This is a genomic window from Arthrobacter sp. AD-310, from assembly GCF_054656615.1.
The window spans coordinates 22308-48908 of sequence record NZ_BAAHNO010000017.1; the positions used below are offsets into that span (position 1 = coordinate 22308).

The window sequence follows — 26601 nt, forward strand, 5'->3', positions numbered from 1 at the left end:
GGCCTGGTGATGTCCTACGCCCCGCCCAGCGCGGCGGCGACGATCCCTTCCAGCTGGGCGGCTGTTCCGAGGTCGTGCGGCCGCACCACCTCATTGTCCGCAACATAGAAGAAGGCCGCCCGGACCTGTTCCAGCGGCACGTCCTTCAACCGGGCCCACGCCAGCCGGTAGACGGCGAGCTGTACCGACCGCGCCTTCAGCTGCGTGCCCGAGGGGCGCCGGCCGGTCTTCCAGTCCACAAGGTCCCAGCCGCCATCAGCGTCCCGGAAGACGGCGTCGATCCGGCCGCGTACCACCACTTCCCCAACCCGGGTTTCCACCGGCACCTCCACGAACGCCGGGGCACGCTCCGCCCAGGGCGACGCCCTGAAGGTCGCAACCATGGCGTCGAGGTCGTAGGCGGCGTCGATATGGTCGTCCGATCCGGGTGCTTCGCCGAGGTCGAGCATTCCGGCGCTGCCGAAGTACTCCTCCACCCAGGCGTGGAATGCGGTTCCCTTGCGCGCAGACATGCCGGGTTCACGCGGCACCGGCCGGCGGAGCCGGGCGGTGACAGCTGCGGCGTCGTCGCCCAGGTCCACCAGGGTGGACGCCGAGATGTGGGTGGGCAAGTGCACATCATGGCTGTGGGACCTCTTGGCCCGCCGCTCAAGAAGCAGGGCAGCTTCCCGGGACCAGCCGGCAGCCACTCCATCCAGCCCTGCCTTGCCGTTTGCCTGGGGAACGCCGTCGGACACAGGCAACTGCCCTGAAGTCCCTCGCGGTGTTCCGGGTCCACGGCTGCTTCCGGATGCCAGTTCCGCCAGGACGCGGGCAGCTGCCCCCTCCATGGCATGCCGGCGCCCGCCTGCGAGCCGCAGCCGCTCCCCCGTCCGCGGATCAAGCGGGCCTTCGAGCGGATCGTAGGGCCAGCCCGCCACCTCAATCCCGGCCGACAGCGGGCTGCTCTCCGGCAGGGCCGCTTCGTCCAGCGACCGGGGATGGACCGATGCCCGCGCCGCACCGCCGGCAGGTGCGGCGGCCAGGACCCCCAGTTCCGCAAGGAACGGGGACATTTCCGCTTTCCCCGCACGCGACCCGACCCACGCGGCGCTGGATACCCACAGGACGTGTTTGGCGCGGGTATAGGCGACGTAGGCAAGCCGGCGCTCCTCCGACTCGCCGTGCGCCTGGACCGCAGCCTTAAACTCTTTCTCCGCGTCGAGCCAGCCCTTCTGGTCAGGCTGGTCCAGGTCCCACTGGGGAAGATCGGCGCGGTCTCCGCGCAGCGGCCAGGGCAGGGCCGAGGCCCCACTGCTCCAGCGCGAATCCTTATCAGTGGGGAACGCGCCGGCGTTCAATCCGGGAACAAAAACGACGTCCCATTCGAGCCCCTTGGAGGCGTGCACGGTAAGGAGCTGGACGGCTTCGCGGTTCACGTCGCTGGGCGGAACCTCCAGGCCGTTTTCTTCGGCGGCAGCCGCTTCGAGCCAGGCCAGGAACGCGAGGACGTCCACTCTTTGCGACGTCCGGAGGAACCCTGACGCCGCGTCCTGGAAGGCGTCCAGGTTCCGCCGGGCCTGGTGGATACTGATCCCGGGCCGCGCCGCAACTTCGATATCCAGGAGCATGGCCCGCTCCACTTCGCCCAGGAGCGTCGTGAGGTCGTCGCCCAGGTAACCGCGCAACTGCCGAAGCTCTGCAGAGAGCATCGCCATACGGCGGCGCGCGGCTTCACTCAGGCACCTGCCCGCAGGGGACGTCCAGCCTTCCCTCGGGAGCCAGTCCAATGCCTCCACCAGGCTCGCGCCATCTGTGAGATCGCTTTCGAGGACTGTTTCCTCCCCGTCCGGGGACTCGTCGCCGGACGGGTCGGCGGCCTGCCCGCGCCTGCGTGCCAGGTGGCTGGACCAGTCCCGCAGGGCCATGAGGTCCATGGGACCGATCCGCCACCGTGCCCCAGCCAGCAGCCGCATCAACGCATCCGAACGGCCGGGATCCGCCAGCACCCGCAGCGTGGCGACAAGGTCGATGACCTCAGGTGTGTCCAGGAGTCCGCCGAGGCCCACAATCTCGTAGGCGATGCCCCTGGCTTCCAGCTGGCGCCGCACCGTTTCCATCTGGGCGCGGCGGCGGCACAGGACCGCAATCGCGGGCGGCACAGGGGCGCCGTCGGGCCTTAGTTCGAAGTCCGTCATCCTGTACCGAAGGACGTCATCGGCGAGCGCGGCGGCTTCCTCCTCGTCGCTGCTGAAACGGCCCAGCACCACCGAACCATCCACCGCAAACGGGCTCGGCTGCAGCGGCGGCACTTCCGCGGGCGCCGCTCCCCCGCCACCGGCAGGCCCACGCTGTGCCTCCGCCCTGCGCAGCGACTCGGACATGACGTTGGCCGCGGCCAGGATGTTCCGCCCGTTCCGCCAGGCGGTTGTCAGGTATGAAGTGGGGGCAGGCGTCCAGCTCCCCGGGCCTCCCTGTCCGGTACGTACCGGAAATTCGCGGACGAAGTGGAAGAGTTGACCGGCGGAGGCGCCACGGAAACCATAGATTGACTGGTTGGGGTCGCCGACGGCCGTGACCGCATGCCCGCCGCCAAAAAGGCGGGAGAACAGCACCAGCTGGGCGTAGGACGTGTCCTGGAACTCATCGAGCAGGACCACCTTGTAGCGCTGCCGCTCCATGGTGGCCGCCAGGGGAACGTCCTGCGCCACCTTGGCTGCCAGTGCCACCAGGTCGCCAAAATCCAGTGCCCCGCGAGCCCGTTTGGCCGCTGCATACCGGCCCACCATGTCCGCCACGCTTGCCCGGGTCCGGAGCATGCCTGCGAGCTCTGCTGCCGCCTGTGGGGCGTTCTTTTTCTTGTCGGCGAGGTAGGGCAGCGACTCGAAATCAGAAAGCCGCGCCATCAGCCAGGCCTCGACGTCCTCCGGTTCCTGCAGGTGCTCGGCGCATTCGCCGGCGAGCTGGATAACGGCCTTCACCAGGGTGGACTTGGCGGCACGGAAGTGGGCGTATTCGCCGTCGTAGGCCTCCACCACCTCGCTGGCAAGCTGCCACGCCTGGGCACCGCCGAGCAGGACCACATCCCGTTCAACGCCCAGGCGCAACCCGTAGTCGGAAACAATGCCGCTGGCAAAAGAGTGGTAGGTGGACACTTTTGGTTCCAGCGCGTCGCTGCCCAGCAGCCCTTCCGGGAAGACCTTGTGCCGGGTGTCGCCGGCAGCCAGCCGCTGGAGGGCGGCCAGCTTTGAGCGGATGCGCGAGGCCAGCTCACCGGCTGCCTTGCGCGTGAAGGTGACGCCAAGGACTTCCTCCGGGCGCACCCACCCGTTGGCGACCAGCCACACCACACGGTCCGCCATGGTGGCTGTTTTGCCTGAGCCGGCCCCTGCGATGACCAGCCGGGGTGTGAGCGGTGAGGAGATGATCGCGGACTGTTCGGCGGTGGGGACGTTCTTTTCACCGAGGAGCACGGACAGCTCCTCGGGGCTGAAGAGCACCTGCCCTGTGCCGATCTTGAGATGCCCGGTGCCGGACTGGAAGTGCCCGGCCCCGGACGCGTCATCCATGGGTCCTGATACCTTTTCCACCACGTTGTTGGTGCTCATTCCGTCACTTGCCTTCCACGGGTACAAAGCGGGCAGATTTCGGGGAGCTTGCACCCGTGGCCCCCAAAGCTCCCCTTGCCGGGATCATGCCGTGCCTCGAACAGGCTGCCGCCCATGACTTTCGCTGCGTCCTTGACCATGTCCAGCGCCCAGTTTTCCTGCGGGTCCAGCGGTTCCTGCTGCTGGACTGCGGGACTCTTGGCCCCCGTGCCGAGCTGCGCGAGCACGGCCCCGCCAGGCAGCACGCCGCCGGCGTCACCCCCGGCATCGTTGAACCCGCCGGCAATCACCGCGGCCTGGTAAGCGCCCAACTGGGGGTGGCGCGACAGTTCGGCCTTGCCCGGTTGCCGTTTTCCCGTCTTGAGGTCCACGATGACCAGCCTGCCGTCGGCGTCAATCTCAAGGCGGTCCACCTGACCGCGGAGGATCGCCCCGCGGGGCGTGCCGCCATCCACGTCCACTTCGCCGAGGGCAACTTCGAAGTCCCGTTCCACGCCCAAGAGGCTCCGCCCTTCGCTGCGCATCACCAGGACGTACTGCGCCAGTTTGCGGACCATGGATTCGGCCCGCTGGAAGTCAAGCCTGCCCTCCCAGTTGTCCTTCATTCCCAGCGCCGGCCAGCGGCGTGCGAGCTCTGCCACGTATTCCGCTCCCGTGGCGTCCGGCATCTCCTGGGCAATGGCGTGCACCAGTGTCCCAAGGCTGCGGGCAAAGTCAGCGGCCGCTTCACCGCCGGCAGCCTGCACAAACCAGTCGAGCGGTGACTTCTGGACCGTTTCGACCTTCGACGGAGAGACGGAGACCGTGCCCCCGGGCGGCACGATGGCGGCGTCAGTCGTCATGGGCGCCAACCCCCACCACGTGGAAGGATGTGCCCCCGGGACCGGCGGTTCCGCCGCGGCGAGCATGGCCAGGACGCGGGCAGCCTCCTGTGCCTGGAATCCGGCATTTCTGTCCAGCTGGGCATGCTGCCGCAGTTCGGCCACGAGCGCCCGCAGGGTCATGGGCCGTTCCACGGCCGTGTACGCCCGGCTTTCCATGCCGGGTTCCAGCGGAGCCACGTAGTCGAGGAACGACGACGGCTGGTCGTCTTCCGAGGCGACTGCCGTGCAGACCAGCAGTTCGCGGGCACGTGAAACGGCTGTGGAAAAGCTGCGCAGTTCGTCATAGCGGATGTCGCGCAGCCGGCTCAGGGGATCGCGCTGGAGGGCGTAGGCCGGGCCGTGCTCCACGGCGTCTGCGTAAAGGGTGCTGCCCAGGAGTTCGCCGCGGAGCCGGGTGTTGGGCCACACTCCTTCCTGGAGCCCGGCGACAATGACCACCGGCCACTCGCGGCCGGCGGCACTGGCGAAGGTGAGAAGCTCCACCGCATCATCCACCTGTGCCCGCGCCGCAAGGGTGTCCATCGGAAGCTCCTGGTTCAGGAGGTATTCGAGGAACTGTTCAGGGCCGGCTCCCGGCATCTGGTCCACATAGCGTTCCGCCGTGTGGAACAGCGCCATCATGGCGTCGAGGTCACGGTCGGCCCGGGCTCCGTGCGGCCCGCCCGCGAGCGCGGTTTCCGTCCAGGCAGCTGCCAGCCCGGTGGAACTCCACAGCGCCCACAGCACCGACTCTGCGTTGGCACCCGGCTGGAAAGCGGCGTCACGGCCGGCCTGGATCATCCGGGCGGTGCGGCGGGCGGAACGGCCCTCGATGCCCAGGGAGCCGAGGGCGTTGGGATCGAGAAGAGCCTCAACGAGGAGTGTGTCACTGGTCCGGCCGCCACCGGCCAGGAGTTCCTCGCGTCTTAGGGACTGGCGGAGCCGGCGCAGTTCGATCGAGGTTGCGCCGCCGACCCGGGATGTCAGGAGCGAAACGGCAATTTCCGGGGTGAGGAGCGCGGGGTCCAGGGCAATGGCGAAGGCATCCAGGAGCGGGCGTACCGCCACCTCGTCCCGGACGGCGGACTCAGCCACCGGGACCTTCACGGGTATCCCCTGCCCGGCAAGGTAGCGCTGGAGTTCGCTGACCTGACCGCCATTGCGGACGATGACGGCCATGTCCGCCAAGTCCCGGCCGTGGTTGATGTGCTGGTCCAGGAGCCGCTGGGCGACGTACCGGAGTTCGTGCACGGCGGAAGGGACCAGGTGCGCCTCCACCGCCCCACCGCGTTCTTCCGGCGAGGAACCCGCCGGCAGGGACTCTTCCGCCGTGTGGCTGAGGCGGCGGGCGAGCCTGCCGCCTGCGCGCTGGGAGATCCGTCCCGCGACACTGAGCCAGGCCTGCGCCAGGGCCGGAGGCAGGCGGTGTGACTGTGACAGGGGCCGTTCCAGGATCGGGGCCGCCGGCGAGAGCAGGTGCGGCAACTCGGCCACGAGGTCGGGACGGGCCCCGCGGAAGCCCTGGACCACCGTATCCGGTGAGTACGCCACGTAGCAGTCCTGTCCCGCGGCGATGTCGGCAAGGAGTTCGAAGACGGCCGGGTTTGCCTCCTGGACGTCGTCCACCAGGACCAGCTTCAGCCGTTCGCGTTCGGCGGCGAGGAATTCCGGGGCGTCCTGGAAGATGTGGCGTGCCGCCGTGATGATGCCGGCGGGGTCGAAGGCTTCGGGCATCCGCAGGTCCAGGACGTCCCGGTACTCGTTGTAGAGGGCTGCTGTGGCAATCCAGTCCGGCCTGCCACACTCCCGGCCGAGCATTTCAAGGTCTTCGGCCGTCCGTCCGGATTCGATGATCCGGTCAAACAGCTGCCGCACCTCCTGGCGGAAGCCACGGGTCTCCAGCGCGCCTTCGAGATCGGCGGGCCAGGGAAGTTCGAGGCCTGGAATCCGGTGGCCCTCAAGGAGTTCCTTGATGATGAGGTCCTGCTCCGGGCCGGACAACAGGCGCGGCGGCCGGGACAACGGAATGATGCCTTCGGCCTTGGCCCGCCGGATGAGGTCGAAGGCGTACGACGCCCAGGTACGCGCGGGCGTCGTGCTGAGGCTCCGGTCCAGCCGGGCAGTAAACCGGTCCCGCAGGAAGTCCGCAGCCAGGCGGGTGGGGGCCAGGATCAGCATCTGTTCCGGATTGATCCCGTCCCGGCGGACCCGTTCAACGGCAGCCTCGATGAGAACGGTGGTTTTTCCTGTTCCCGGCGCTCCGGGCACAAGGACCGGCCCGGCACCCATGGGGACGTCGACGGCGGCCTGCTGGTCCGGAGACAGCGACGGCGCCTCCGCGTGGATCCGGCGGGGCGGAAGCAGACGCAACGGGGCGGAGGCACGCTGCGTCGGTCCACCACCGGCCCCACCGGCGGGGCCGGCGCCTGGCCCCGGGCCGCTCCCGCCGTCCTGACCGGAGTCCTGCCAGTATTCGTCGCGTGGTCCTGTCAGGGGAAGAGTTACTGTCACACCGACATTCCATCATCAGCCACCGACAATCGCTGGAGCCGACGCTCCAGGTGCCGGGCAACGGCATCCACAAGATCCAGGTCATCCTCGGCCGGCGCCCATCGTGCCCTGGAGATATTGACGCGCCAGCGGCCTTCCCCGGTCCGCAGGAACGGTCCGTAATCCCCGGTGAGCGGTGTCCCTTCGGCGAGATAGTGCTCCAGGGCTTCCGCCTCGTGCCCTTCGGGAGCATGTCCGTCCGCCTTGAGCACCCGCCACCAGGAAACGGCGCTTCCGTAATGGCTCAGCACGGAGCCGACCTGCCGGGGACCTCCCATGCCCAGCAGTTCGGAGACGTCCCCGTAGGAGACAACGGATCCGGCCGGCACCAGCCGGACGACGTCCAGCACCGCCTCCACGTACTCAATCCGCATTGATCCAATGTAGCCGCAGTGGCGCTCCCGGGAATTGTCCGGGGTCCCCCTTAGCGTTGGAACATGAGCACCTGGAACACCCTCCCCCGAGCAGCCTTCGACCTCGAAACCACCGGCCGGAATTCGCGCGCCGCTCGCATCGTCACGGCTTCCGTGACGGTCGTGGACCACCGGGGCGAGGTCGTCAGCGAGCACGAATGGCTTGCCGATCCGGGAGTGGAAATCCCCACGGAGGCCAGCGACGTGCACGGGATCACCACCGAGCAGGCGCGGCGGGAAGGGCGTCCCGCGCATGAGGTCACCCGGGAGGTCGCTGGGGTCCTGCAGGGGCTTTTCGACGACGGCGTTCCCGTCATCGCGTTCAACGCCAGCTACGACTTCACGGTGCTGGCCGCCGAATCCGCCCGCTACGGCGTGCCGCAGCTTACCCGGTTCCCGGTGCTCGACCCCTACATCATGAACAAGCAGGTGGACCGATACCGGAAAGGCAAACGAACCCTGACAGCCCTGTGCGAGGAATACGGCGTGGTCCTGGACAATGCCCATACCTCGGCAGCGGACGCCCTGGCCACCCTCCGGGTCCTGGATGCCATGGCGGGCAAGTTCCCCAAGCTGATGATGCCGGCCAGCCAGCTGCACCTACTGCAGGTGGACTGGGCGGTCAGCCAGGCTGCAGATTTCCAGGGGTACCTGCGCAAGACCAAGCCCACGGCCGTCATCGAGGGTGACTGGCCCGTTCTTCCTCCCCAGGACGCAACGGCCGGCGGATTCTAGGCAAACCCCGGAAACGGGGTTTCCGAATGCGAGGCAGATCACAGTCTTTCCCCTTCATATTTCGGGCCCGCCGAAGGCTGCAGTATTCGCCACAGGAGCTGCGGTCTCACCCTTTCAAGTTGCAGCCTTGCTGTTCTGCCGGAGGAAATTCGATGTTTCTCCGCTTGACCAGCGCAATATTCCGCCGCGGCCCTGCTTTGCGTGAAGTGGGACAATAAAGTTTTGCGGTCACCCTGCCCGTATGTGCTGGATCAGCACGGGGCAGGAGCCAGGCGCCACCAGCGCTGCCTTGCGGCCCGGTTGACTTATGACTCAACGAAAGAGACAACAACCCCATGAAACTTAAAGCGATGAAGTGGCTCACTACCGCTCCCGTTGCCCTTGCCCTCGCTGTTTCCCTGGCAGCCTGCGGCGGCTCGGGATCCCCGGAGGCGAGCGGCACTCCCACGGATGCGCTGGCCGGCAGCGACCAGCAGACCTTGGACAAGTACACCACTGACGACGTCACCCCGATCGACCAGATCGACAAGACCAAGCTTGGCCTCAACACCGAAGGCAAGCTTGAGGTCGGCACGCTCTCGGATGCCCCGCCGAACATCTTCATTGACCCGTCCGGCAAGTTCACCGGCTACGACAACGAGCTCCTGCGCGCCATTGCCGGCAAGCTTGGCCTTGAGGTCGAATTCGTGGCCACCGACTTTTCCGCCCTCCTCTCGCAGGTATCCACCAAGCAGTTCGACGTTGGCTCCTCGTCGATTTCCACCACGGAAGCCCGCCGCCAGAACGTCGGCTTCACCAACGGTTACGACTTCGGCTTTATGGCCGTTGTCGCCAAGACGGACAGCGACGTCAAGAGCTTTGAGGACCTGACCGACGATCTGCGCATCGGCGTTGTCCAGGGCACCGTCCAGGACGACTACGTCACCAACACCCTGAAGATGGAACCGATCCGCTTCCCGGACTACGCAACCGTTTACGCCAACGTGCGCAACGGCCAGGTCGACGCCTGGGTTGCCCCGTCCCAGCAGGCCGAGGGCCAGGTCAAGGAAGGCGACGGCACCGCCATCGTCGAGTCCAAGGTCAACACGGAGAACTTCACCGCCTACGCCGTGGCCAAGGACAACCAGCCGCTCATCGACGCCCTCAACGCCGGCCTCGACGCCGTAATCGAGGACGGGACCTGGTCCAAGCTGACCAAGGAGTGGTACCCGGACCGCGAGATGCCGAGTGACTGGAAGCCGGGCAGCAAGGCCGCCACGGTTCCCCAGAGCTGATTGAGCCGGGACGTTTATGGATCTCCTGGACCAACTCGCTGACACCTTTTTCAACTGGAAGGAAATGGCCAAGGTCATTCCCGCCCTGCTCATGGTGGGCCTGCCCAACACGCTGATCCTGGCTGTGGCCTCCGGCATCCTTGGCTCCGTGCTGGGGCTGCTGCTGGCCATGATGGGCATCTCCCGCAACGCCGGTGCCCGCTGGGCGGCGCGCGTTTACACGGACATCTTCCGTGGCCTTCCGGCCATCCTTGTGATCCTGGTCATCGGCATCGGCTTGAGCCCGATCGCCAGGGAAATCACCGGGAACAGGAACCCGTACCCGCTGGGCATCCTGGCCCTGACCCTGATCGCTGCCGCCTACATCGGCGAGATCTTCCGGTCAGGCATCCAGAGCGTTGAAAAGGGCCAGCTGGAAGCCTCCCGTGCGCTTGGCTTCAGTTACGGCAGTTCCATGCGCCTGGTGGTGGTGCCGCAGGGCATCCGGCGGGTCCTCCCGGCCCTGGTGAACCAGTTCATCTCACTGCTGAAGGACTCTTCGCTGGTGTTCATGCTGGGCCTCGCCGCTTCGGACAGGGAAATCTTCAGGATCGGAAACGACGCCATGGCCAACACCGGAAACCTTTCACCGCTGGTGGCTGCGGGCGTCCTGTACCTGATCCTGACTGTCCCGCTCACGCACTTCGTGAACTTCATCGACCACCGGCTGCGGACCGGCAAGCCGGAGAAGAAGGAACCGGACGAGCTGGCGGCACCTATCGGCAAGGGGGCACAGGCATGACGGAATTCGCATCCGGAACCCTGACCGGCAGGAATCTGCACCTATCGTTTGGCCACAACCACGTCCTGCGCGGTATTGACCTGCATGTGGAGAAGGGCACCACAGCATCGGTGATCGGCCCCTCGGGGTCCGGCAAATCGACGCTCCTGAGGGTCATGAACAGGCTGATCGAGCCCGACCAGGGCGACATCCTGCTGGACGGCCGCTCCGTCTTGAAGGACAACCCGGACGAGCTCCGGCAGCGGATCGGCATGGTGTTCCAGCAGTTCAACCTGTTCCCGCACAAGACTGTGGCGGAGAACGTGTCGCTGGCGCTGCGGAAACTGCGCAAGCTGCCCAAGGACCAGGCCCGCGCCGAGGCCCTGGAGCAGCTGGACCTGGTGGGCTTGAAGCACAAGGCCGACTCCCGCCCGGCCAACCTGTCCGGGGGCCAGCAGCAGCGCGTCGCGATCGCCCGTGCCCTGGCCATGAAGCCCGAAGTCATGTTCTTCGACGAGGCCACGTCCGCGTTGGACCCCGAGCTGGTCAAGGGTGTCCTGGCGTTGATGACGGACCTCGCCAAGGGCGGCATGACCATGGTGGTGGTCACCCACGAGATGGGCTTCTCCAGGAACGTCTCGGACAACGTCACCTTCATGGACGCCGGCGTTGTGGTGGAGTCGGGTCCGCCCGAGCAGATCTTCACCGCACCCCAAACGGACCGGCTCAAGGGCTTCCTCTCGGACGTCCTCTAGGCCCGGCACTGCAGATATGAAGTCCCCGGTTGCAGCAGCAACCGGGGACTTCTTGTTGTTTACCGGACGACGGCGATGCTAGCCCTGCGCGGCGGCGGCGGCTTTCGCCGCGGCCGGCAGGGCGTCGAAGATCCGGTTCATGGCGTCGTCGTCGTGGGCTGCTGACAGGAACCAGGCCTCGAACACGGACGGCGGCAGGTACACACCGGACTCCAGCATGGAGTGGAAGAACGGCGCGTACCGGAAGCTTTCCTGCGCCAGCGCGTCGGCGTAGTTGTGGACGCCGCGTGCGGAAGTACCGAAGGCCACCGAGAACAGGTTTCCGGCGAACTGGATCGAGTGGTCAACTCCGGCAGCATCGAGGGCCGTGGACAGCGCGGAGGACAGTTCCAGCGAGCGGACGTCGATGTACGAGTAGACATCACGGGTGGCATGGGTCAGCGTGGCAACACCGGCGGCCATCGCCACCGGGTTCCCGGACAGGGTGCCCGCCTGGTACACCGGGCCGGTGGGGGCGAGGTGGTCCATAACGTCGGCACGGCCGCCGAGTGCCGCCGTCGGCATGCCGCCGCCGATGACCTTGCCGAAGGTCAGCAGGTCCGGCGTCCACGGCTCGGCAGCGTCCGGCGCGCCGCCGGTGAGGCCCCAGTAGCCGGAGTAGCCCGTGCGGAACCCGGTGAGCACCTCGTCCACGATCAGCAGGGCGCCGTGTTCACGGGTAATCCTGGACAGGCCCAGGTTGAAGCCTTCGGCCGGAGTGACCACACCCATATTGGCGGGCGCGGCCTCGGTGATCACGGCGGCGATGTTGGGTCCGTGCGCGGCGAAGGCTTCCTTGACGGCCGTGAGGTCGTTGTAGGGCAGCACCAGGGTCTCGGCGGCGGTGGCCTCCGTGACGCCGGCCGATCCGGGCAGCGCCAGCGTGGCCACGCCCGACCCGGCGGAGGCGAGCAGCCCGTCCAGGTGGCCGTGGTAGCAGCCGGCGAACTTGATGATGAGGTTGCGGCCGGTGAACCCGCGCGCCAGGCGGACAGCGGTCATGGTGGCTTCGGTGCCGGTGGACACCATGCGGAGCCGTTCGACGGCAGGTACGCGTTCCTTGACGATTTCGGCCAGGTTCGCTTCGTCCGGGGTGGAGGCGCCGAAGGACAGGCCACGGTCCACGGCGGCGTGGACGGCATCGAGCACGGCGGGGTGGGCGTGGCCGAGCAGTGCCGGGCCCCAGGAGCAGACCAGGTCCACGTATTCCTTGCCGTCGGCATCCGTCAGGTACGGGCCCTTGGCGGAAACCATGAAGCGCGGAGTACCGCCCACGGACCCGAAGGCCCGCACCGGGGAGTTGACTCCGCCCGGCATCAGCTGCCGGGCGCGGTCGAAGAGTGCCTCGTTGCGAGGAGTGCTGGAAGTCATGGTTCCTATTCTCTCAGTTAGCCGGCGCGTCAGTTGCCGAGCAGTTCAGCCACCCGGGGCGCCACCGCCGTGCCCAGCAGTTCGATGGACCGCATCATGGCCGAATGCGGCAGGGGGCCGTTGCTGTATTTGAAGTCGAAGCGGTCCACGCCCAGGTTCTGCTTGAGGTGGACGATTTTGCGGGCCACGGTTTCCGGCGAACCTACGTAGAGCGCTCCCTCGGGTGCGCACAGGGCGTCAAACTCGCCGCGTCCGGCCGGCCCCCAGCCGCGTTCAGCCCCCAGTTTGTTGCGCAGCTTCAGCCAGTGCGGGAAGAGCTCTTCCCGGGCCTGTTCGTCGGTTTCCGCCACGTGGCCGGGTGAATGGGTGGCTATCTGCTGCATCGGGTGCCCGTACTTGGCCATGGCCTCACGGTAGAGATCCACGAGCGGACGGAAGGCGCGCGGCTGGCCGCCGATGATGGCGAAGATGATCGGGTAGCCGTAGTGTGCGCACCGGAGGACGGATTCAGGCGTTCCACCCACGCCGATCCAGGTAGGCAGCAGGTGGTGTTCCAGGGGCGGGTACACGCCCAGTCCGGCGATCGCGGGCCGGGTCCTGCCTTCCCAATGCACCGGCTTCTGCGCCCGCACGCGGTGGAACAGTTCGAGCTTCTCCTCGAACAGGACCTCGTAGTCGGCGAGGTCGAGGCCGAAGAGCGGAAAGGATTCAATGAAGGATCCGCGGCCCAGCATGACTTCGGCGCGGCCGTTGGACAGGGCATCAACGGTGGAGAACCGCTGGAACACGCGGATGGGGTCGTCCGAGCTGAGGACGGTGACGGCGGAGCCGAGCCGGATGCGGGTGGTCCGGGCCGCGGCGGCTCCGAGGAAGACCTCCGGGGCGGACACCGCGTAGTCCTTGCGGTGGTGCTCCCCCACCCCAAAGGCGTGAAGACCGACGGCGTCCGCCAGTTCGGCCTGTTCCAGCAGTTCCCGGAGGACCTGCGCAGGCTCCTGGGGGCTTCCGTTCGGCTTCTCACCCACATCCCCGAAGGTGTTGAGGCCGATCAGGATGCGGTTCTCCCCCATCGGGTCGGTGGGCCCCGCCACGTGTTCTGCCTCATGACTCCTTCAGCCAGCCGGCAAGCTCCGCTGCCCAGTAGGTCAGGACCATGGAGGCCCCGGCCCGGCGGATGCCGAGGACGGATTCGGTAATGGCGGCGCGGCGGTCGATCCAGCCGTTGCCCGCCGCGGCCTCGATCATGGCGTACTCACCGGAGATCTGGTAGGCCGCCACGGGAACCGGGCTCATGGCGGCAACGTCGGCAACGATGTCCAGGTAGCTCATGGCCGGCTTCACCATCACGATGTCCGCCCCCTCGGCCAGATCCAGCTCCACTTCGCGGAGGGCCTCAGTGCGGTTACCGGCGTCCATCTGGTAGGTCCGGCGGTCGCCCTTCAGCTGGGAATCGACGGCCTCGCGGAAGGGCCCGTAGAAGGCTGAGGCGTACTTCGCGGAGTAGGCGATAACGGAGGTGTTGGTGTGCCCGGCGTCGTCCAGGGCGGAACGGATCGCGGCGATCTGTCCGTCCATCATGCCGGACGGGCCCAGCATGTGGGCTCCCGCTTCCGCCTGTGCGACGGCCATCCGGGCGTAGATCTCCACGGTGCGGTCGTTGTCCACGTACCCGGCGGCGTCGAGCACCCCGCAGTGGCCGTGGTCGGTGAACTCGTCCAGGCAGACGTCGCTCATCACAACCAGGTCGTCGCCCACCTCGGCGCGGACGTCCCGGATGGCCTTGTTGAGCACCCCGTCGGGGTCGAGCGATGCGGACCCCTCGGCGTCCCGGGTTTCGGGGATCCCGAACAGCATGATGCCGCCCAGGCCCAACTCCACGGCTTCGGCCGCGGCGCGTTTCAGCGTGTCCGTGGTGTGCTGCACGACGCCCGGCATCGACGTGATCGGGTTCGGCTCGCTGAGTCCCTCACGGATGAAGGCGGGGAGGATGAGCTCGGCGGGGGCCAGGCGCGTCTCGGCAGTCAGCCGCCGCATGGCAGGGGTGGTGCGGAGGCGGCGGGGGCGCTGGCTGGGAAAAGTCATCGTGTTGTCCTTCACGTCGTTGGGTGCGTGGGCCGTTCCGGAGCGGCACTGGAAGTTCGAAGGGCGTCAACCACTGCGGCAACGAGGCCCTCCGGCGTGGGCTCGGCTGCCACCGCCGCCACCGGCAGGCCCAGTGCGGAAGCCTGCTCCGCCGTCGAACTCCCGATCGCCACCAGCCGGCAGCGGTGCAGCGGCGACAACCCGGCGATGCGCCGTACGGCGCTGGGTGAGGCGGCGAGGACGGCGTCGATGCTTCCGTCAGCGAAGCCCGCCCTGGCTGCAGCAGGCGCCAGGATGGCGTACGACGGCGGCGGCTGGCCGGCTGCCTCATCATCCGCAGGCACGGCGAGCCTTCGCTCCGGTGCTGCCGGGTATTCAACGGTGCGGTAGGCAGTTACCACCGTGACGTCGCTGCCCGTGGCGGACAAGCCCTCCGCGAGGCGGGGAGCAGCGATGTCAGCCTGCGGAAGCAGGACCCTGCCCGTGCCGGGCCAGACCTCGAGCAGGCCGGCAGCGGACTGTTCCCGCGCCGGAACCAGGTTAACGGCAAGGCCGTGGGCTTCGAGGAGCCTGCGCGTGGCCGGGCCCACTGCGGCGACCCGTGTGTCTGCCGGGATCAGTCCACGCAGCGTGGTTCCGCGGTCGCGTGCTTTGGATACCAACACATGGACCGTTGTGGCGCTGGTCAGCACAAGCCAGTCGAAAGCGCCCGCCCCGAGGGCGTCGCAGGCCACATCCAGGGAATGCTGGTCCGCGGCCCGTTCGAAATCGATGAGCGGCAGGAGCAGGGCCGTTGCCCCGGCCTTCTCCAGCGCAGCCACGAGTTCCAGCGAGCGTTCCGGGCTGCGCGTCACCAGGACGCGGACCCCGTGCAGCGGATTGCCGGTCCCAGGTGCGCGGGAAGGAAGTGACATGGGCAGGTCAGGATGCTTGAAGGTCGGCGATGCCCGCGGCGCCACCGGCAAGGAGGACCTCGGCAAGTTCGATTCCGAGGAGGGTGGCACCTACCTCGGTGAGTCCGTCGGTGGCCCGCTTGTCCCGGATGGAGGCGGTGCCGTCCACGGCGCACACCACGGCCTCGAGGTGGAGCATGCTGCCCTTCCGGTAGGCGTAGGCACCCACCGGAGCCGCACAGCCTGCTTCGAGCCGGGCCAGCAGTGCCCGTTCCGCCGTAACGGCGAGCCGTGTATCAGTGTCATCGAGCGCGGCCAGCGCCTGCGCCAGCACGGCCTGTGAGCCTTCGGTGGATCCGGGCTTCCGGGGCGCGTCGGCGGTACGGCATTCGATGGCCAGCGAGCCTTGCCCCGCGGCGGGGAGCATTACGTCGGTTTCGAGGTACTCGCTGACCGCGTCCAGCCTGCTGATGCGTTCCAGGCCTGCCGCGGCGAGGACCACGGCGTCAAGGTCGCAGGACTTGCCGGGAACCACTGCCTCGGTGGTGTTGCCCGGAAGGCCGGGCACCCGGCCAAGGCGGGTGTCGACGTTGCCGCGGATATCCCGGATGTCCAGGTCCGGCCGGGCAGCACGCAACTGCGCTGCGCGCCGGGGCGATCCCGTGCCGACGGTCGCGCCGGCCGGCAGGTCTGCCAGCTTCAGCCCGTCCCGCGCGCAGAGGACGTCGCGGACGTCCACGCGCCGCGGGGTCGCAGCCAGGCTGAGCCCGACGGCGGCGCCGGTGGGCAGGTCCTTGAGCGAGTGCACCGCAACGTCGCATTCGTTCCGGAGCAGGGCGTCGCGCAGGGCAGCCACGAACACCCCGGTGCCCCCCATTTGCGACAGCGAACCGGTGAGGACGTCACCGTCGGTCCGGATGTGGACGAGCTCGACGGGAAAGCCCCCGACGGCGGCCAGCTGGTCGGCGGTCTGCTGCGTCTGGGTCAGGGCGAGCTTGCTGGCGCGGGTGCCGATCCGGACGGTCACTGCTGTGCCGCTCCGTCCGATGACGCCGCAGCTGCCCCGGCCGGGTACGGGTCGTGGCCTGTGCCGACGGTGGTGTCTGCGCCTGCGATGGTGGGCTTCTCGCCGCGGAAGTTCGCGCAGCAGCCGGGCCGGCAGATGTCGTACCAGGGACCGAGGTCCGTCATGGCCGGGCGGTCGCTGATGTTGTTGGCAACGGTGCGTTCGCAGATGAGGTCCACCATGCCGTTCACGAACTTGCGGTGCGTGCCGGGGGTGGGAACGCGGGTGGCGGCCAGGCCCAGGTTGGCGCAGGTCTCCAGCGCTTCGGTGTCCAGGTCCCAGACAACCTCCATGTGGTCGCTGACAAAGCCCAGCGGCACGATGACGATTCCCTTGACGCCCTGCCCGGCAAGTTCCTCGATGGCGTCGTTGATGTCCGGCTCCAGCCACGGCACGTGCGGCGCGCCGGAGCGGGACTGGTACACGAGCGACCACTCGGCGGTGAGCCCGGAGTCCTCCTTCACCCGCTCCATGACGGCCGCGGCGGTGGCAAGGTGCTGGGCCACGTACGCCGAGCCTTCCTCGAACTCCCGCGGCTCGCCTTCCGAACGGCCGGCGGCCTCGGCATCCCGGGTGGGGATGGAGTGCGTGGCGAACACGATCTGCACGGGCGCGTCCGGGGTGCCCGCTTCCGCGAGCTTGGCCCGGACCTCGGCGAGGCCGGCGGCGGTGCCTTCGACAAACGGCTCAACGAAGCCGGGGTGGTCGAAATACTGCCGGACCTTGTCCACTTCGAGGCGGCCGTCCAGGCCGGTTTCCGTCAGCGCCATGCCAATGTCCTCGCGGTACTGGCGGCAGCTGGAATAGCAGGAGTAGGCACTCGTGGTGACCATCAGCAGCCGGCGGTGGCCGGCGTCGTACGCTTCCTGGAGGGTCTCTGGAATGTACGGTGCCCAGTTGCGGTTGCCCCACAGCACCGGCAGGTCGATGCCGCGCGCGGCCAGTTCGGCCTCGAGGGCCGCCTTGAGTTCGCGGTTCTGCTGGTTAATGGGGCTGATGCCGCCGTTGGCCCGGTAGTGGTGGGAGACTTCCTCAAGCCGCTCATCCGGGATCCCGCGCCCGCGCGTGACGTTCCGCAGGAAAGGGATCACGTCTTCCTGGCCCTCGGGGCCACCGAAGGAGGCGAGCAGGACGGCGTCGTAGTTCTTGGGCGCCATCCGGCCGGCCTCGGTGACGGGGTTGACGGCGGTGCTGCCCTGGGGGTCGAGGGGGCTCATGCCAGCACCTCTGCTACTTCGTCGGCGGTAATCCGGCGGCCGGTGTAGAAGGGGATTTCCTCCCGTACGTGGTTGCGGGCTTCAGTGGCGCGCAGGTGCCGCATGAGGTCCACGAGGTCGACCAGTTCCGGGGCCTCCAGGCCGAGGATCCACTCCCAGTCGCCGAGGGCGAAGGAGGACACCGTGTTGGAGATGACCTGCGGGAACTCCCGGCCCAGGAGGCCGTGCTCGCGGAGCATTGCACCTCGTTCTTCCTCGGGCAGGATGTACCACTCGTAGGAACGGACGAAGGGGTAGACGCACAGCCATTCTGCGGGGGCGACGCCCCGGGAGTAGGCGGGAGTGTGGTTCTTGGCGAACTCCGCCTCGCGGTGCACGCCCATGGCCGACCAGACAATTTCGGTGCCGGCAAAGAGGCTGCTGCGGCGGATGTCGCGGATGGCCTGCTGGAGCGCCTCGGGCTTGGGTCCGTGGAGCCACACCATCACGTCGGCGTCGGCGCGCATGGCCGAGACGTCGTAGCTGCCGCGGTGGGTCACGCCTGCCGCCGCAAGCCGTTCCAGCAGTGCCTCGAAGTCGGCTGCAGCACCGGCGCTGCGGACCACGGGCTCGGACCGCTTGAAAACCGTCCAGAGGGTAAAGAACTGCTCGGCTGATTCTTCGGTTTTAGTGACAGATTCGGCAGAAGTGTGGCTCATGGTTACAAGTTTGCCCTTTACTACCCGTCAAGTCGAAACCGGAAACTTCTACAACGCGTAGAAGTGGTCAACGTCACAATTTCCCCGTTCCGGTGCTGCTGTCCGCCGGTTCCGGCCTAAGGATTGCGCAGGCGGAACAGCACCAGTCCGGCGGCGCCGGCGACGCCTACAAGGCCGGAGCCAAGCCACACCATCGCCTTGCGCGGTTCCGGCCGGGAGCTCAAGGTGGCGCTGGTGCGCTGGCTGGTTGCAGCACTGTAGGGCGACCACCCTGCCCGGGCCTGCGGCGCAGAGTAGAGTGCCGCATGGCCGGCCTGGCCTTGGTTGACGGCCGCCCCGGTTGCCGAACCGGCAACTCCCCCTGCCCCGGCTTCTTCCTGTGCGGACAACCGGCCGGGTTCCGTGGCCGTGCCTGTGACTGCTTCGGGGGATGACACGCCGCCCCCGGCGCGCGTATCCGCCGCGGGCGACGGCGATGGGTTGACGGGCGCGGACGGCACCGTCGCCGCCGGGGATGCCGTACCGGCCGGCGCCGGTGCGGAGCGGGTGGGTTCGGCCCCGGACGCGCTGCCGGTGGATGTCCCTGTCGCCGCCGCACTGGCAGTCGGAGCCGCGGAGGGGGCAGCAGTCGCGGACGGTGCCGGCGTGGGTACGGCAGTGGCTGATGCGGACAGAGTGGCCGTCACCGCCGGCAGCAGTGCCGGGGGGACGGAGGCAACGGGAGCAGGCGCAGAGGAAGTGGGCTGCGCAGTGGGATCCTCCTGGCCGGCAGTCGGCGCGTACCGCTGAAGTTCACCCGCGGCTGCCAGCTGGGCAAGCTGGTGCGCCAGAAGGCTTGAGTCCGGCGCTGCCGGAACCTGGGGGTAGGCGGGATCGGCCACCCCCTCGTCGGCCTGGGACGCCGGGACGCCTGTGGATAGAACCAGTACCGCTCCGATGGCCGCAGCATAGGTGCCGCGTCGGATTCCCCCATGGATACCGGTCCGGGACATTGGAAGCTCGGACCTGTTGTGAACCATAGTTATCGACCCTAACCATGGGGCAGAGGCATTTGGAAACCGGGAAGGGCCGGCCCGTCCGCCGGCAGGGGCAAGAACCGGCCGGCCCTAAGCCGCTGACCAGCAGAGACGTTCAGCCCGCCAGCTTTTGGATTTGCTGTTCCGTGTCCGAGACCACGGCGGCGAGCCCGTTGCCAGCGACCCAGCCGCCCACCACTGCCAGTCCACCCGCAGCGGCGCAGGCTTCCCGGATCTCCTGTACCCGTGCTTTGTGTCCGACGGCGGCAAACGGCAGGGCGCCGCGCCAGCGGACAACGTCCCAGTCCAGCACGTTGCTGCGGGTGATCCGAACGCCCAGCAGTGCTCCCGCGTCGCGCAGGGAGGCTGCCAGGAGTTCGTCGTCGGTTTCGGGTCCCTCCGCCTGCCCGCCGGCCCCGTCCACCCGGCCGTAGGAAAGCCGGACCACGTGCTTGCCGGGCCCGGCAGCGGCTGACAGCCAATCCCATTTGCCGGTGGCATGGGTGAGTGCTTTTGCTTCGATACCCGGCGTCTGGGGTGCGACCAGCACGCCCGTTCCACGCGGCCTGCTGTCCAGCTCCGGCTGGTCCAGCACCAGGGTCACGAGCTTAACGTCCGGTCCCGAGGCAGGCTTCTTGCCGGCGATGGCGGGTACAGCCTCTTGAAGCAGGTCGACGGCGGCAGGGCCGTCCACGGCCACGACCAGCACCGCCGCATTAAATGTCCGGTCCGGGGAAGTGACGTACCACCCCTCCTGGTCCTTGCTGACAGCCAAAGCAGGGGTTCCCGGGAGCAGTGTGACTCCGCGGCCGCGGACGTCGCCCACCAGCGCATCCACGAGGGTATACATGCCGCCCTCCAGGCCCGCGACGGCGGATCCCGCCTTTGCGGGTTTGCCGGCGGCCGGAGCGGGTCCGGCCTGCCCCCGGGCGGGCCCTCCGGTGCCCCGGCGCTGCGAGGCGACGGCGGCGGCGAGGGAACCATGTTGCCTGAGCCTGTCCCGGAGGCCCGGCGCAACCATGTCTACGTCGAGAAGTCCGGGATCCGCGGAGTGGACTCCTCCCACTACCGGCGAGACGAGGCGTTCCAGCACCCGTGAGCCCATGCGCGCCCGGACGAGGGCGGAAACACTGACAACGTCTTTGTCCGTTCCCACCGATGCCGGCAGGACGCGATCCAGGGACGCGCGGAGGGAGCCGAGAAGCCCAAGCGACCGGCGCACTTCGGGGTCCCAGGGGTTGGCGGGGATTCCCAGGATCCCCGTCTTTGGCAGCTCGCGCGGACCCTCGGGCAGTTGCACCCAGGCACCCCCCGGCCGCGGAGGAACGATCCTGGCACCAAGGCCGAGCTCCTCGACAAGCCCCGGGACGGCGTCGGACCTTGTGGCGAAGGATTCAGCTCCGCTGTCCAGCACCAGGCCCGCCACAACGTGGCTGCCCACGCAGCCACCCCAGGCGGTGCCCGCTTCAAGGAGGGTGACCCGGTAGCCTGCAGCGGCCAGGCGTCGGGCGGAGAGCAGGCCGGAGATTCCGCCGCCAAGCACCAGGGCGGTCCGTGCTGTGTCCGGCGAACTGCCCACGGGCTACTCCGGGGAGATGGAGTGGATAAGGCTGACCAGGCGGGTAAGGACGTCGGGGTCCGTCTCCGGCGGCACGCCATGGCCAAGGTTGAGGACGTGCCCGGGAGCGGCGGAACCGGCGGCGATGACCTCACGGACGTGCGCTTCGAGGACTTCCCACGGTGCAGACAGCAGGGCGGGATCGATGTTGCCCTGCAGCGGCACGGTGCCGCCCAGCCGGCGGTTGGCTTCGTCAAGGGGCAGCCGGTAGTCCACGCCCACGACATCGACGCCCACGTCCCGCATGGCGACCAGGAGTTCCGAAGTGCCGGTACCGAAGTGGATCAGCGGGGCACCCAGATGCCGGACATGGTCCAGGGCGCGCGAGGACGCCGGAGCGACATAGCGCGTGTAGTCCGCCAGTCCGAGGGACCCCGCCCAGGAGTCGAACAGCTGCCCGGCCGAGGCGCCCGCTTCAAGCTGGGCCTGCAGGAACATACCCGAGGCGTCGGCCGCCCAGTTGGCCAGGGCACTCCAGGTTTCGGGTTCGGCGTGCATCATGGTGCGCGGGCCCAGGTGGTCGCGGGAGGGGCGGCCCTCAACCATGTAGGCGGCCAGGGTGAACGGGGCGCCGGCAAAGCCGATCAAGGGGGTCTTGCCGAGTTCGGCGACCGTCAGTCGCACCGCTTCGCGGATGGGTTCAAGTGCTTCCCAGGTCAGCCTGGGCAGCGCTGCCACGTCAGCAGCGGTGCGGACCGGCTTGTCGAGGACGGGGCCCACGCCGGGGACGATATCCACGCCCACGCCGGCGAGCTTAAGCGGAATGACAATGTCGGAGAAGAAGATGCCGGCGTCAACGTCGTGACGGCGGACCGGCTGCAGGGTGATCTCGGAGGCAAGTTCCGGCCGGAGGCAGGAATCCAGCATGGCGATGCCCTCACGGACCTTGAGGTACTCGGGCAGGGAGCGCCCGGCCTGCCGCATGAACCACACCGGACGGCGGGAGGGCTTGCCCCCGCGGTAGGCGGTGATCAGCGGGGAGTCCGCGGTGCGGCCGTCCAGCAGGGGATGGTCAGCGGCAAGGGCGCCGGCGGCAGAGACGGCAGGGCTAGGAGTCATGCCTTTGATTGTGCCGAAAATCAACGCCAAAAGATAACGACAGCCTGTCATCCAGGAACGCGCTTTTTGCCGCGGTGGCGCGAATCACAGGACCGCCGGCCCCCAAATCGGCCGGGGAGTTGTTCTACCGAGGAGCGAAAAAGCTATGATTGGTCTGCTGTGGTTCTTTTTTCATTGGTGGCTACACACGCCGACATCGATCTTGAGACCGTTGCTCAGTTGAGCAACGGTTCCTCCGGGATTGCCACATCCGCCCTCTCCGGATCGCCGGCGGTCACAGGCGCGGTTGTCCTGGCAACCTGCAACCGCTACGAGATTTACGGCGAAGCTTCCCATCCGGACGACGTCGAGGCGGCCCGCGCGGCGCTTGTCGCCCAGATCAGCGAGGCCAGCGGACTCAGCGAACCCCTCGTTTCCCGGTCCTTCAGCACCCGGACGGGACCAGAGGTGACCCAGCACCTGTTTGCCGTGAGCGCGGGACTCGATTCCGCCGTCGTCGGGGAGCGTGAAATTGCCGGGCAGGTGCGGCGCGCGCTCATCACCGCCCAGCACGAGGGCACCGCCAGCGCAGGCCTGGTCCGGCTGTTCCAGGCTGCCTCCAAGACAGCCAAGGACGTTGGCGCCCAGACCGCACTCGGCTCGCGGGGCCTCTCCATCGTTTCGGTCGCCCTGGATCTTGCCACCGACCTGTCGGAAAGCCCTGACTGGTCCACCAAGAAGGTTGTGGTCTTCGGGACCGGCGCCTACGCGGGTGCCACCATGGCGCTGCTGCGCGAACGCGGCTGCACCGACATCTCCGTCTTCTCCTCCTCCGGCCGTGCCGAAGGCTTCGTCGCCACCCGCGGCGGCACCGCCCTCGACGCCGACTCCCTCCGGCCCGCCGTGGCCGCAGCCGACGTCATGATCGGCTGCAGCGGCTCCGACACGCGCGTGGAGGCCGACGAGCTGGCCCAGGTCCGCGCCAACTCCCCGCAGCCGCTGATTGCCATCGACCTGGCCCTCACGCACGACTTCGATCCCGCTGTAGGCGAGCTGGACGGCGTCGAACTCCTCACCCTGGAGTCCGTCCGGCTGGCCGCTCCGCAGGAGCAGGCGGAGTCCCTCGCGCAGGCCAGCACCATTGTCAACGGCGCCGCAAAGGCCTTCGAACAGGAGCGCGAAGCCCGGTCCGTGGACTCGGCCATCGTGGCCCTCCGCCGGCACACCATGAACGTCCTGGACGCGGAAATGGAAAAGGTCCGTGCCCGGCACGGCTGCACCGCCGCCGCGGAGGAAGTGGAGTTTGCGCTCCGCCGCATGGTCAAGCAGCTCCTGCACGTGCCCACCGTCCGGGCCCGGGAGCTGGCAGCCAATGGCCAGCAGGACGATTACGTCGCGGCCCTCGAAGCCCTCTACGGCATCACCGTGGAGCAGCCCGCTCCCCCAGCCGCGGCGGCCCAGGCTGAATGCCCGGTGGACCACCGCGGCCTTGAAAGCGCCTGACCCTCACCCCACTTGCCCTATCAGATATGGCTCCTAAACAGTCCGTTTAGGAGCCATATCTGATAGAGCAACTCTTAGTAGACGGGCTTGTGGGGTTCCACGTCGCGCACCCAGGCGAGGATGCCGCCGTCGAGGTGGCTCACCCGCTGGTAGCCGGCCTTCTGCGCGGCCGCGAGCACGTTGGCGGACCTGGTCCCCGCCTTGCAAAGGAACACGATGTCCCGGTCCTGCGGGATCTCTGCCCAGGCGTCCCCGGCCAGGATGCGGCCCTGCGGGATGAGGGTGGCGCCGTCGATCCGCACAATGTCGAATTCGCCCGGCTCACGGACGTCCACCAGTTCGAAGTCCTTGAGCCCGGCCTTCCGGGAAGCCAGCATGGTTGCCAGCTGCGTCGGGGTGACGGTGTGCCCGGCGTCGGCTTCCGTTGCCGGGGTGATCCCGCAAAACGCCTCGTAGTCCGTCAACTCGGTGATGGGACCGGCGGCCGGGTCCTTGGCCACCCGGATCTCGCGCCAGCTGCCGCCCAGGGCGTCGTACAGTGCCACGCGTCCCAGCAGGGAACGTCCGACGCCGGTGATCAGCTTGACTGCCTCGGTCACCATCAGCGAGCCCACAGCGGCGCACAACATGCCGAACACGCCGCCCTCGCCGCAGGACGGGACGGAACCCGCCGGCGGCGCCTCCGGGTAGAGGTCGCGGTACGTGGGGCCGTGCTTTTCCCAGAACACGCTGACCTGGCCGTCGAACCGGAAGATGGAACCCCAGACGTAGGGCTTGCCCAGGATGGCGGCGGCGTCGTTGACGAGGTAGCGCGTGGCAAAGTTGTCCGCCCCGTCGAGGATCAGGTCGTACCCCGCGAAAAGCTCCAGCGCGTTCGAGGCGTCAAGGCGCACATTGTGGAGCCTGACGTCAACCAGCGGGTTCAGTTCCATGATGGCGTCCCGGGCAGACTCTATCTTGGGCCTGCCGACATCGGCCACACCGTGGATGACCTGGCGCTGCAGGTTGCTGAGGTCCACCGCGTCGTCGTCGATGATGCCGATGGTGCCCACCCCGGCGGCGGCCAGATACAGCAGTGCCGGAGAGCCCAGCCCGCCGGCGCCGATCACCAGGACCTTGGCGTTCTTGAGGCGGCGCTGCCCCACAGTGCCGATCTCCGGAATGATGAGGTGCCGCGAATAACGTTCCACCTCGGCAGGGGTCAGGTCGCCTGCCGGTTCCACCAACGGGTCCAGCGAAACAGATGAAACATTTGCGGTGAAAGTCGAAGCCATACTTCAATGTATGCCCCGGGATACCGCCGGGTCATATTACCCCGCAGTAAAGTGGAGGTAACCGCAACTGGAAAGAGGATAACCGTGGTCCATGAAGCACGGGCTGACCGCCCGCCCGCCGCCGAGCCGCAGAATCCCCCGCGCCCGGCAGGCCAGCGATCCGCCCGGCTTCCCCGTGACGAGCGGCGTGCCCAGCTTCTTTCCGCAGCCCAGGAAGTGTTCGTCGCCAACGGCTACCACGGCGCCGCCATGGACGAAATCGCCGAAACCGCCCATGTCAGCAAGCCTGTCCTGTACCAGCACTTCCCGTCCAAGCGGGAGCTGTATCTCGCCCTGCTGGAAAGCCATCTCGCGTCCCTCACGGAGCTGATGCTGGGCGCGCTGAACTCCACCACGGACAACAAGGAACGCGTCCAGGCCGTGATGCGCGCCTACTTCCGCTTCATCGCCAGCGACGACCAGGCACACCGGCTGGTTTTCGAATCGGACCTCATCAACGACCCCGATGTCAGCTCCCGGCTGGAAACGTTCAACCGGACCTTCGCGGACGCGATCGCGCGGGTGATCGCCGAGGACACCAAGCTTCCCCACCTGGAGGCCGAACTCCTGGGCCGCGGGCTGGCGGGCATGGCCCAGGTCAGCGCCCGCTACTGGCTGGAAACCGACGGCAACCTGGACCTCGATGTGGCCAGTGACCTGATCTACCGTTTAGCTTGGCGCGGAATCTCTCGCTTCCCCAAAGAGTCCTAGACTACAAATAAGACAACACCTCGTAGAGATATACGGTGGAGAAAAACCGTAGACAAACACGGGAACTTTTGACTGGCTGGGAGGCCTCTGTGGAAATTAAGATCGGCGTTCAGAATGTTGGCCGCGAAATTGTCCTGGAATCGACGCAGGATGCGGAAACCGTGGCCAAGGTTGTGGGCGAAGCCATCACCGCCGGCAGCGAACTGCGCCTGACGGACGACAAGGGACGCCTGATCATTGTTCCCGGCAATGCGCTCGGCTACGTGGAGATTGGCGCCGAAGAGGTCCGCCGCGTAGGGTTCGGCCAGTTCTAGCAACCCCCGCGCTGCCCGGAAGTCCTAGGAGACCCATGCTTTCCCTGACCATTGTTGTGCTGGCCACGGCCGCGGCCGGCTTCATTGTCTGGGCGAACGACAAACGGCACACAAAGTACGGTGCCGGCCTGCCCGCGGGCGTGGCTGTTGGCGTGGGAGCCTTGGCCTGGATCATCCTGCTCGCGGCAGGCTTTGGGTACCGGCCGGGGATGACCTGGCTGCCGTGGGTGCTGCCGATCGTGCTGGGCACCGCTGCCGCCATCGCCGCTGTCCTGTACCTTGGCCGCAGCCGTGCCAGGCAGGACACCCAGCGACTCACGGCGATCCTCCGCCGCTAGGACCACCAGACATCGCAGGAACGCGAGTGGCCGCCGCCCCACAGGGGGTGGCGGCCACTCGCTGTTAAGGCGGGTTCAGCGGCCCCGAACGTACCGGGCCGGCTCCGCCACAGCGCCTTTCGCTGCCGCGGCTTCACTTGCCCCGGCAGCGGCCGCAAGGTCCCGCCCGGTGACCTGTCCCCCGGCGTCGTGGGATGAATACCGGATGAAGACGCGGTTGTAGCGCCAGTCAAGGTCCGGGTGGTGGTTTTGGTCCTCGGCGAGGCGTCCGACGGCGGCGATCAGTTCGAGCGCGGCAGCCGCCGTCGGCGCTTTGAAGACGGTGGCGAGGCCGCCGCCGTCGTACCGCCAGTCTGGGAGCCCGGTGAGGGCCTGCTCAACCTGCTCCCGGGGAAGGGGCTCTTTTCCTGCCACTGCTGCTCCTAGGGCCAGGGGCACCGGCGGACG

The 26601-nt window shown here is 67.9% G+C and carries 24 protein-coding genes; 9 read left to right on the forward strand and 15 right to left on the reverse strand.

The annotated features are described in order from the left end of the window. Positions 1-14 precede the first annotated feature (14 nt). From ACYQ1Z_RS12120 to ACYQ1Z_RS12130, 3 genes are all read right to left on the reverse strand, one after another. The gene (locus ACYQ1Z_RS12120; RefSeq protein WP_459792776.1) at positions 15-3587 is read right to left on the reverse strand and encodes an ATP-dependent helicase; all 3573 of its coding nucleotides are present in this window, start codon (positions 3585-3587) and stop codon (positions 15-17) included. Beyond that, positions 3584-6820, reverse strand: a complete 3237-nt coding sequence (locus tag ACYQ1Z_RS12125) for an ATP-dependent helicase (protein ID WP_459792828.1) — start codon at positions 6818-6820, stop codon at positions 3584-3586. Before ACYQ1Z_RS12125 ends, ACYQ1Z_RS12120 begins: the two co-directional genes overlap by 4 nt. A gap of 137 nt (positions 6821-6957) precedes the next feature. After that, the gene (locus tag ACYQ1Z_RS12130; protein WP_459792777.1) at positions 6958-7374 is read right to left on the reverse strand and encodes an MGMT family protein; all 417 of its coding nucleotides are present in this window, start codon (positions 7372-7374) and stop codon (positions 6958-6960) included. A 63-nt stretch (positions 7375-7437) separates the two neighbouring features. Here ACYQ1Z_RS12130 and ACYQ1Z_RS12135 point away from each other — a divergent pair, with 63 nt between their 5' ends. The 4 genes from ACYQ1Z_RS12135 to ACYQ1Z_RS12150 all read left to right on the forward strand — a co-directional run bounded on the left by ACYQ1Z_RS12135 (position 7438) and on the right by ACYQ1Z_RS12150 (position 10937). Next, positions 7438-8148: an exonuclease domain-containing protein gene (locus ACYQ1Z_RS12135; protein WP_459792778.1), complete on the forward strand. Its 711-nt coding sequence runs from the start codon at positions 7438-7440 to the stop codon at positions 8146-8148. Between the two features lie 335 nt (positions 8149-8483). Continuing rightward, positions 8484-9422, forward strand: a complete 939-nt coding sequence (locus ACYQ1Z_RS12140; RefSeq protein ID WP_459792779.1) for a substrate-binding periplasmic protein — start codon at positions 8484-8486, stop codon at positions 9420-9422. A gap of 16 nt (positions 9423-9438) precedes the next feature. Continuing rightward, positions 9439-10203 (forward strand): amino acid ABC transporter permease, encoded by a 765-nt coding sequence (locus ACYQ1Z_RS12145; protein WP_459792780.1) that lies wholly within the window; start codon positions 9439-9441, stop codon positions 10201-10203. Continuing rightward, positions 10200-10937, forward strand: coding sequence for an amino acid ABC transporter ATP-binding protein (locus tag ACYQ1Z_RS12150; protein WP_459792781.1), 738 nt, complete (start codon positions 10200-10202; stop codon positions 10935-10937). The genes ACYQ1Z_RS12145 and ACYQ1Z_RS12150 overlap by 4 nt, the downstream gene beginning before the upstream one ends. A gap of 78 nt (positions 10938-11015) precedes the next feature. Here ACYQ1Z_RS12150 and hemL read toward each other — a convergent pair whose 3' ends face one another. The 8 genes from hemL to ACYQ1Z_RS12190 all read right to left on the reverse strand — a co-directional run bounded on the left by hemL (position 11016) and on the right by ACYQ1Z_RS12190 (position 18692). Then, positions 11016-12347 carry a glutamate-1-semialdehyde 2,1-aminomutase gene (gene hemL, locus ACYQ1Z_RS12155; RefSeq protein WP_459792782.1) on the reverse strand — a complete coding sequence of 444 codons (1332 nt, stop codon included), beginning with the start codon at positions 12345-12347 and terminating at the stop codon, positions 11016-11018. A 29-nt stretch (positions 12348-12376) separates the two neighbouring features. Beyond that, entirely contained in the window at positions 12377-13417 is a 1041-nt protein-coding gene (locus ACYQ1Z_RS12160) for an LLM class flavin-dependent oxidoreductase (protein ID WP_459792829.1), read from the reverse strand. A 31-nt stretch (positions 13418-13448) separates the two neighbouring features. Next, complete coding sequence (gene hemB, locus ACYQ1Z_RS12165) at positions 13449-14429, reverse strand: porphobilinogen synthase (protein WP_459792783.1); 981 nt, start codon at positions 14427-14429, stop codon at positions 13449-13451. Between the two features lie 11 nt (positions 14430-14440). Next, entirely contained in the window at positions 14441-15343 is a 903-nt protein-coding gene (locus ACYQ1Z_RS12170) for a uroporphyrinogen-III synthase (protein ID WP_459792784.1), read from the reverse strand. Between the two features lie 7 nt (positions 15344-15350). Then, a complete protein-coding gene (gene hemC, locus ACYQ1Z_RS12175; RefSeq protein ID WP_459792785.1) occupies positions 15351-16349 on the reverse strand; it encodes a hydroxymethylbilane synthase in 999 nt (332 codons plus the stop codon). Further along, the gene (locus ACYQ1Z_RS12180; protein ID WP_459792786.1) at positions 16346-17605 is read right to left on the reverse strand and encodes a ferrochelatase; all 1260 of its coding nucleotides are present in this window, start codon (positions 17603-17605) and stop codon (positions 16346-16348) included. Before ACYQ1Z_RS12180 ends, hemC begins: the two co-directional genes overlap by 4 nt. Continuing rightward, entirely contained in the window at positions 17602-18303 is a 702-nt protein-coding gene (gene hemQ / locus ACYQ1Z_RS12185) for a hydrogen peroxide-dependent heme synthase (protein ID WP_459792787.1), read from the reverse strand. The genes ACYQ1Z_RS12180 and hemQ overlap by 4 nt, the downstream gene beginning before the upstream one ends. A gap of 116 nt (positions 18304-18419) precedes the next feature. Beyond that, positions 18420-18692 (reverse strand): hypothetical protein, encoded by a 273-nt coding sequence (locus ACYQ1Z_RS12190; RefSeq protein WP_459792788.1) that lies wholly within the window; start codon positions 18690-18692, stop codon positions 18420-18422. A 25-nt stretch (positions 18693-18717) separates the two neighbouring features. On the opposite strand from ACYQ1Z_RS12190, the gene ACYQ1Z_RS12195 reads away from it, so the two are divergent. Further along, entirely contained in the window at positions 18718-19092 is a 375-nt protein-coding gene (locus tag ACYQ1Z_RS12195) for a hypothetical protein (RefSeq protein ID WP_459792789.1), read from the forward strand. A 342-nt stretch (positions 19093-19434) separates the two neighbouring features. Here the strand turns inward: ACYQ1Z_RS12195 and hemG are convergent, their stop codons facing one another. Both hemG and hemE read right to left on the reverse strand, forming a co-directional pair. Beyond that, complete coding sequence (gene hemG / locus ACYQ1Z_RS12200; RefSeq protein WP_459792790.1) at positions 19435-20898, reverse strand: protoporphyrinogen oxidase; 1464 nt, start codon at positions 20896-20898, stop codon at positions 19435-19437. Between the two features lie 3 nt (positions 20899-20901). Next, positions 20902-21996, reverse strand: coding sequence for a uroporphyrinogen decarboxylase (gene hemE, locus ACYQ1Z_RS12205; protein WP_459792791.1), 1095 nt, complete (start codon positions 21994-21996; stop codon positions 20902-20904). 159 nt (positions 21997-22155) lie between these two features. On the opposite strand from hemE, the gene ACYQ1Z_RS12210 reads away from it, so the two are divergent. Next, entirely contained in the window at positions 22156-23478 is a 1323-nt protein-coding gene (locus ACYQ1Z_RS12210) for a glutamyl-tRNA reductase (RefSeq protein ID WP_459792792.1), read from the forward strand. Positions 23479-23552: 74 nt separating this feature from the next. Here the strand turns inward: ACYQ1Z_RS12210 and moeB are convergent, their stop codons facing one another. After that, a complete protein-coding gene (gene moeB / locus ACYQ1Z_RS12215) occupies positions 23553-24752 on the reverse strand; it encodes a molybdopterin-synthase adenylyltransferase MoeB (protein WP_459792793.1) in 1200 nt (399 codons plus the stop codon). A gap of 84 nt (positions 24753-24836) precedes the next feature. Between moeB and ACYQ1Z_RS12220 the strand changes: the two genes are divergently transcribed. The 3 genes from ACYQ1Z_RS12220 (at position 24837) to ACYQ1Z_RS12230 (ending at position 26154) form a co-directional block, all read left to right on the forward strand. Then, entirely contained in the window at positions 24837-25502 is a 666-nt protein-coding gene (locus tag ACYQ1Z_RS12220; protein WP_459792794.1) for a TetR/AcrR family transcriptional regulator, read from the forward strand. Positions 25503-25591: 89 nt separating this feature from the next. Then, on the forward strand, positions 25592-25816 hold the full coding sequence (locus tag ACYQ1Z_RS12225; protein ID WP_459792795.1) for a DUF3107 domain-containing protein: 225 nt from the start codon (positions 25592-25594) through the stop codon (positions 25814-25816). 35 nt (positions 25817-25851) lie between these two features. Beyond that, the gene (locus ACYQ1Z_RS12230; RefSeq protein WP_459792796.1) at positions 25852-26154 is read left to right on the forward strand and encodes a hypothetical protein; all 303 of its coding nucleotides are present in this window, start codon (positions 25852-25854) and stop codon (positions 26152-26154) included. A 75-nt stretch (positions 26155-26229) separates the two neighbouring features. Here ACYQ1Z_RS12230 and ACYQ1Z_RS12235 read toward each other — a convergent pair whose 3' ends face one another. After that, positions 26230-26568, reverse strand: coding sequence for a 4a-hydroxytetrahydrobiopterin dehydratase (locus ACYQ1Z_RS12235; RefSeq protein ID WP_459792797.1), 339 nt, complete (start codon positions 26566-26568; stop codon positions 26230-26232). Positions 26569-26601 lie beyond the last annotated feature (33 nt).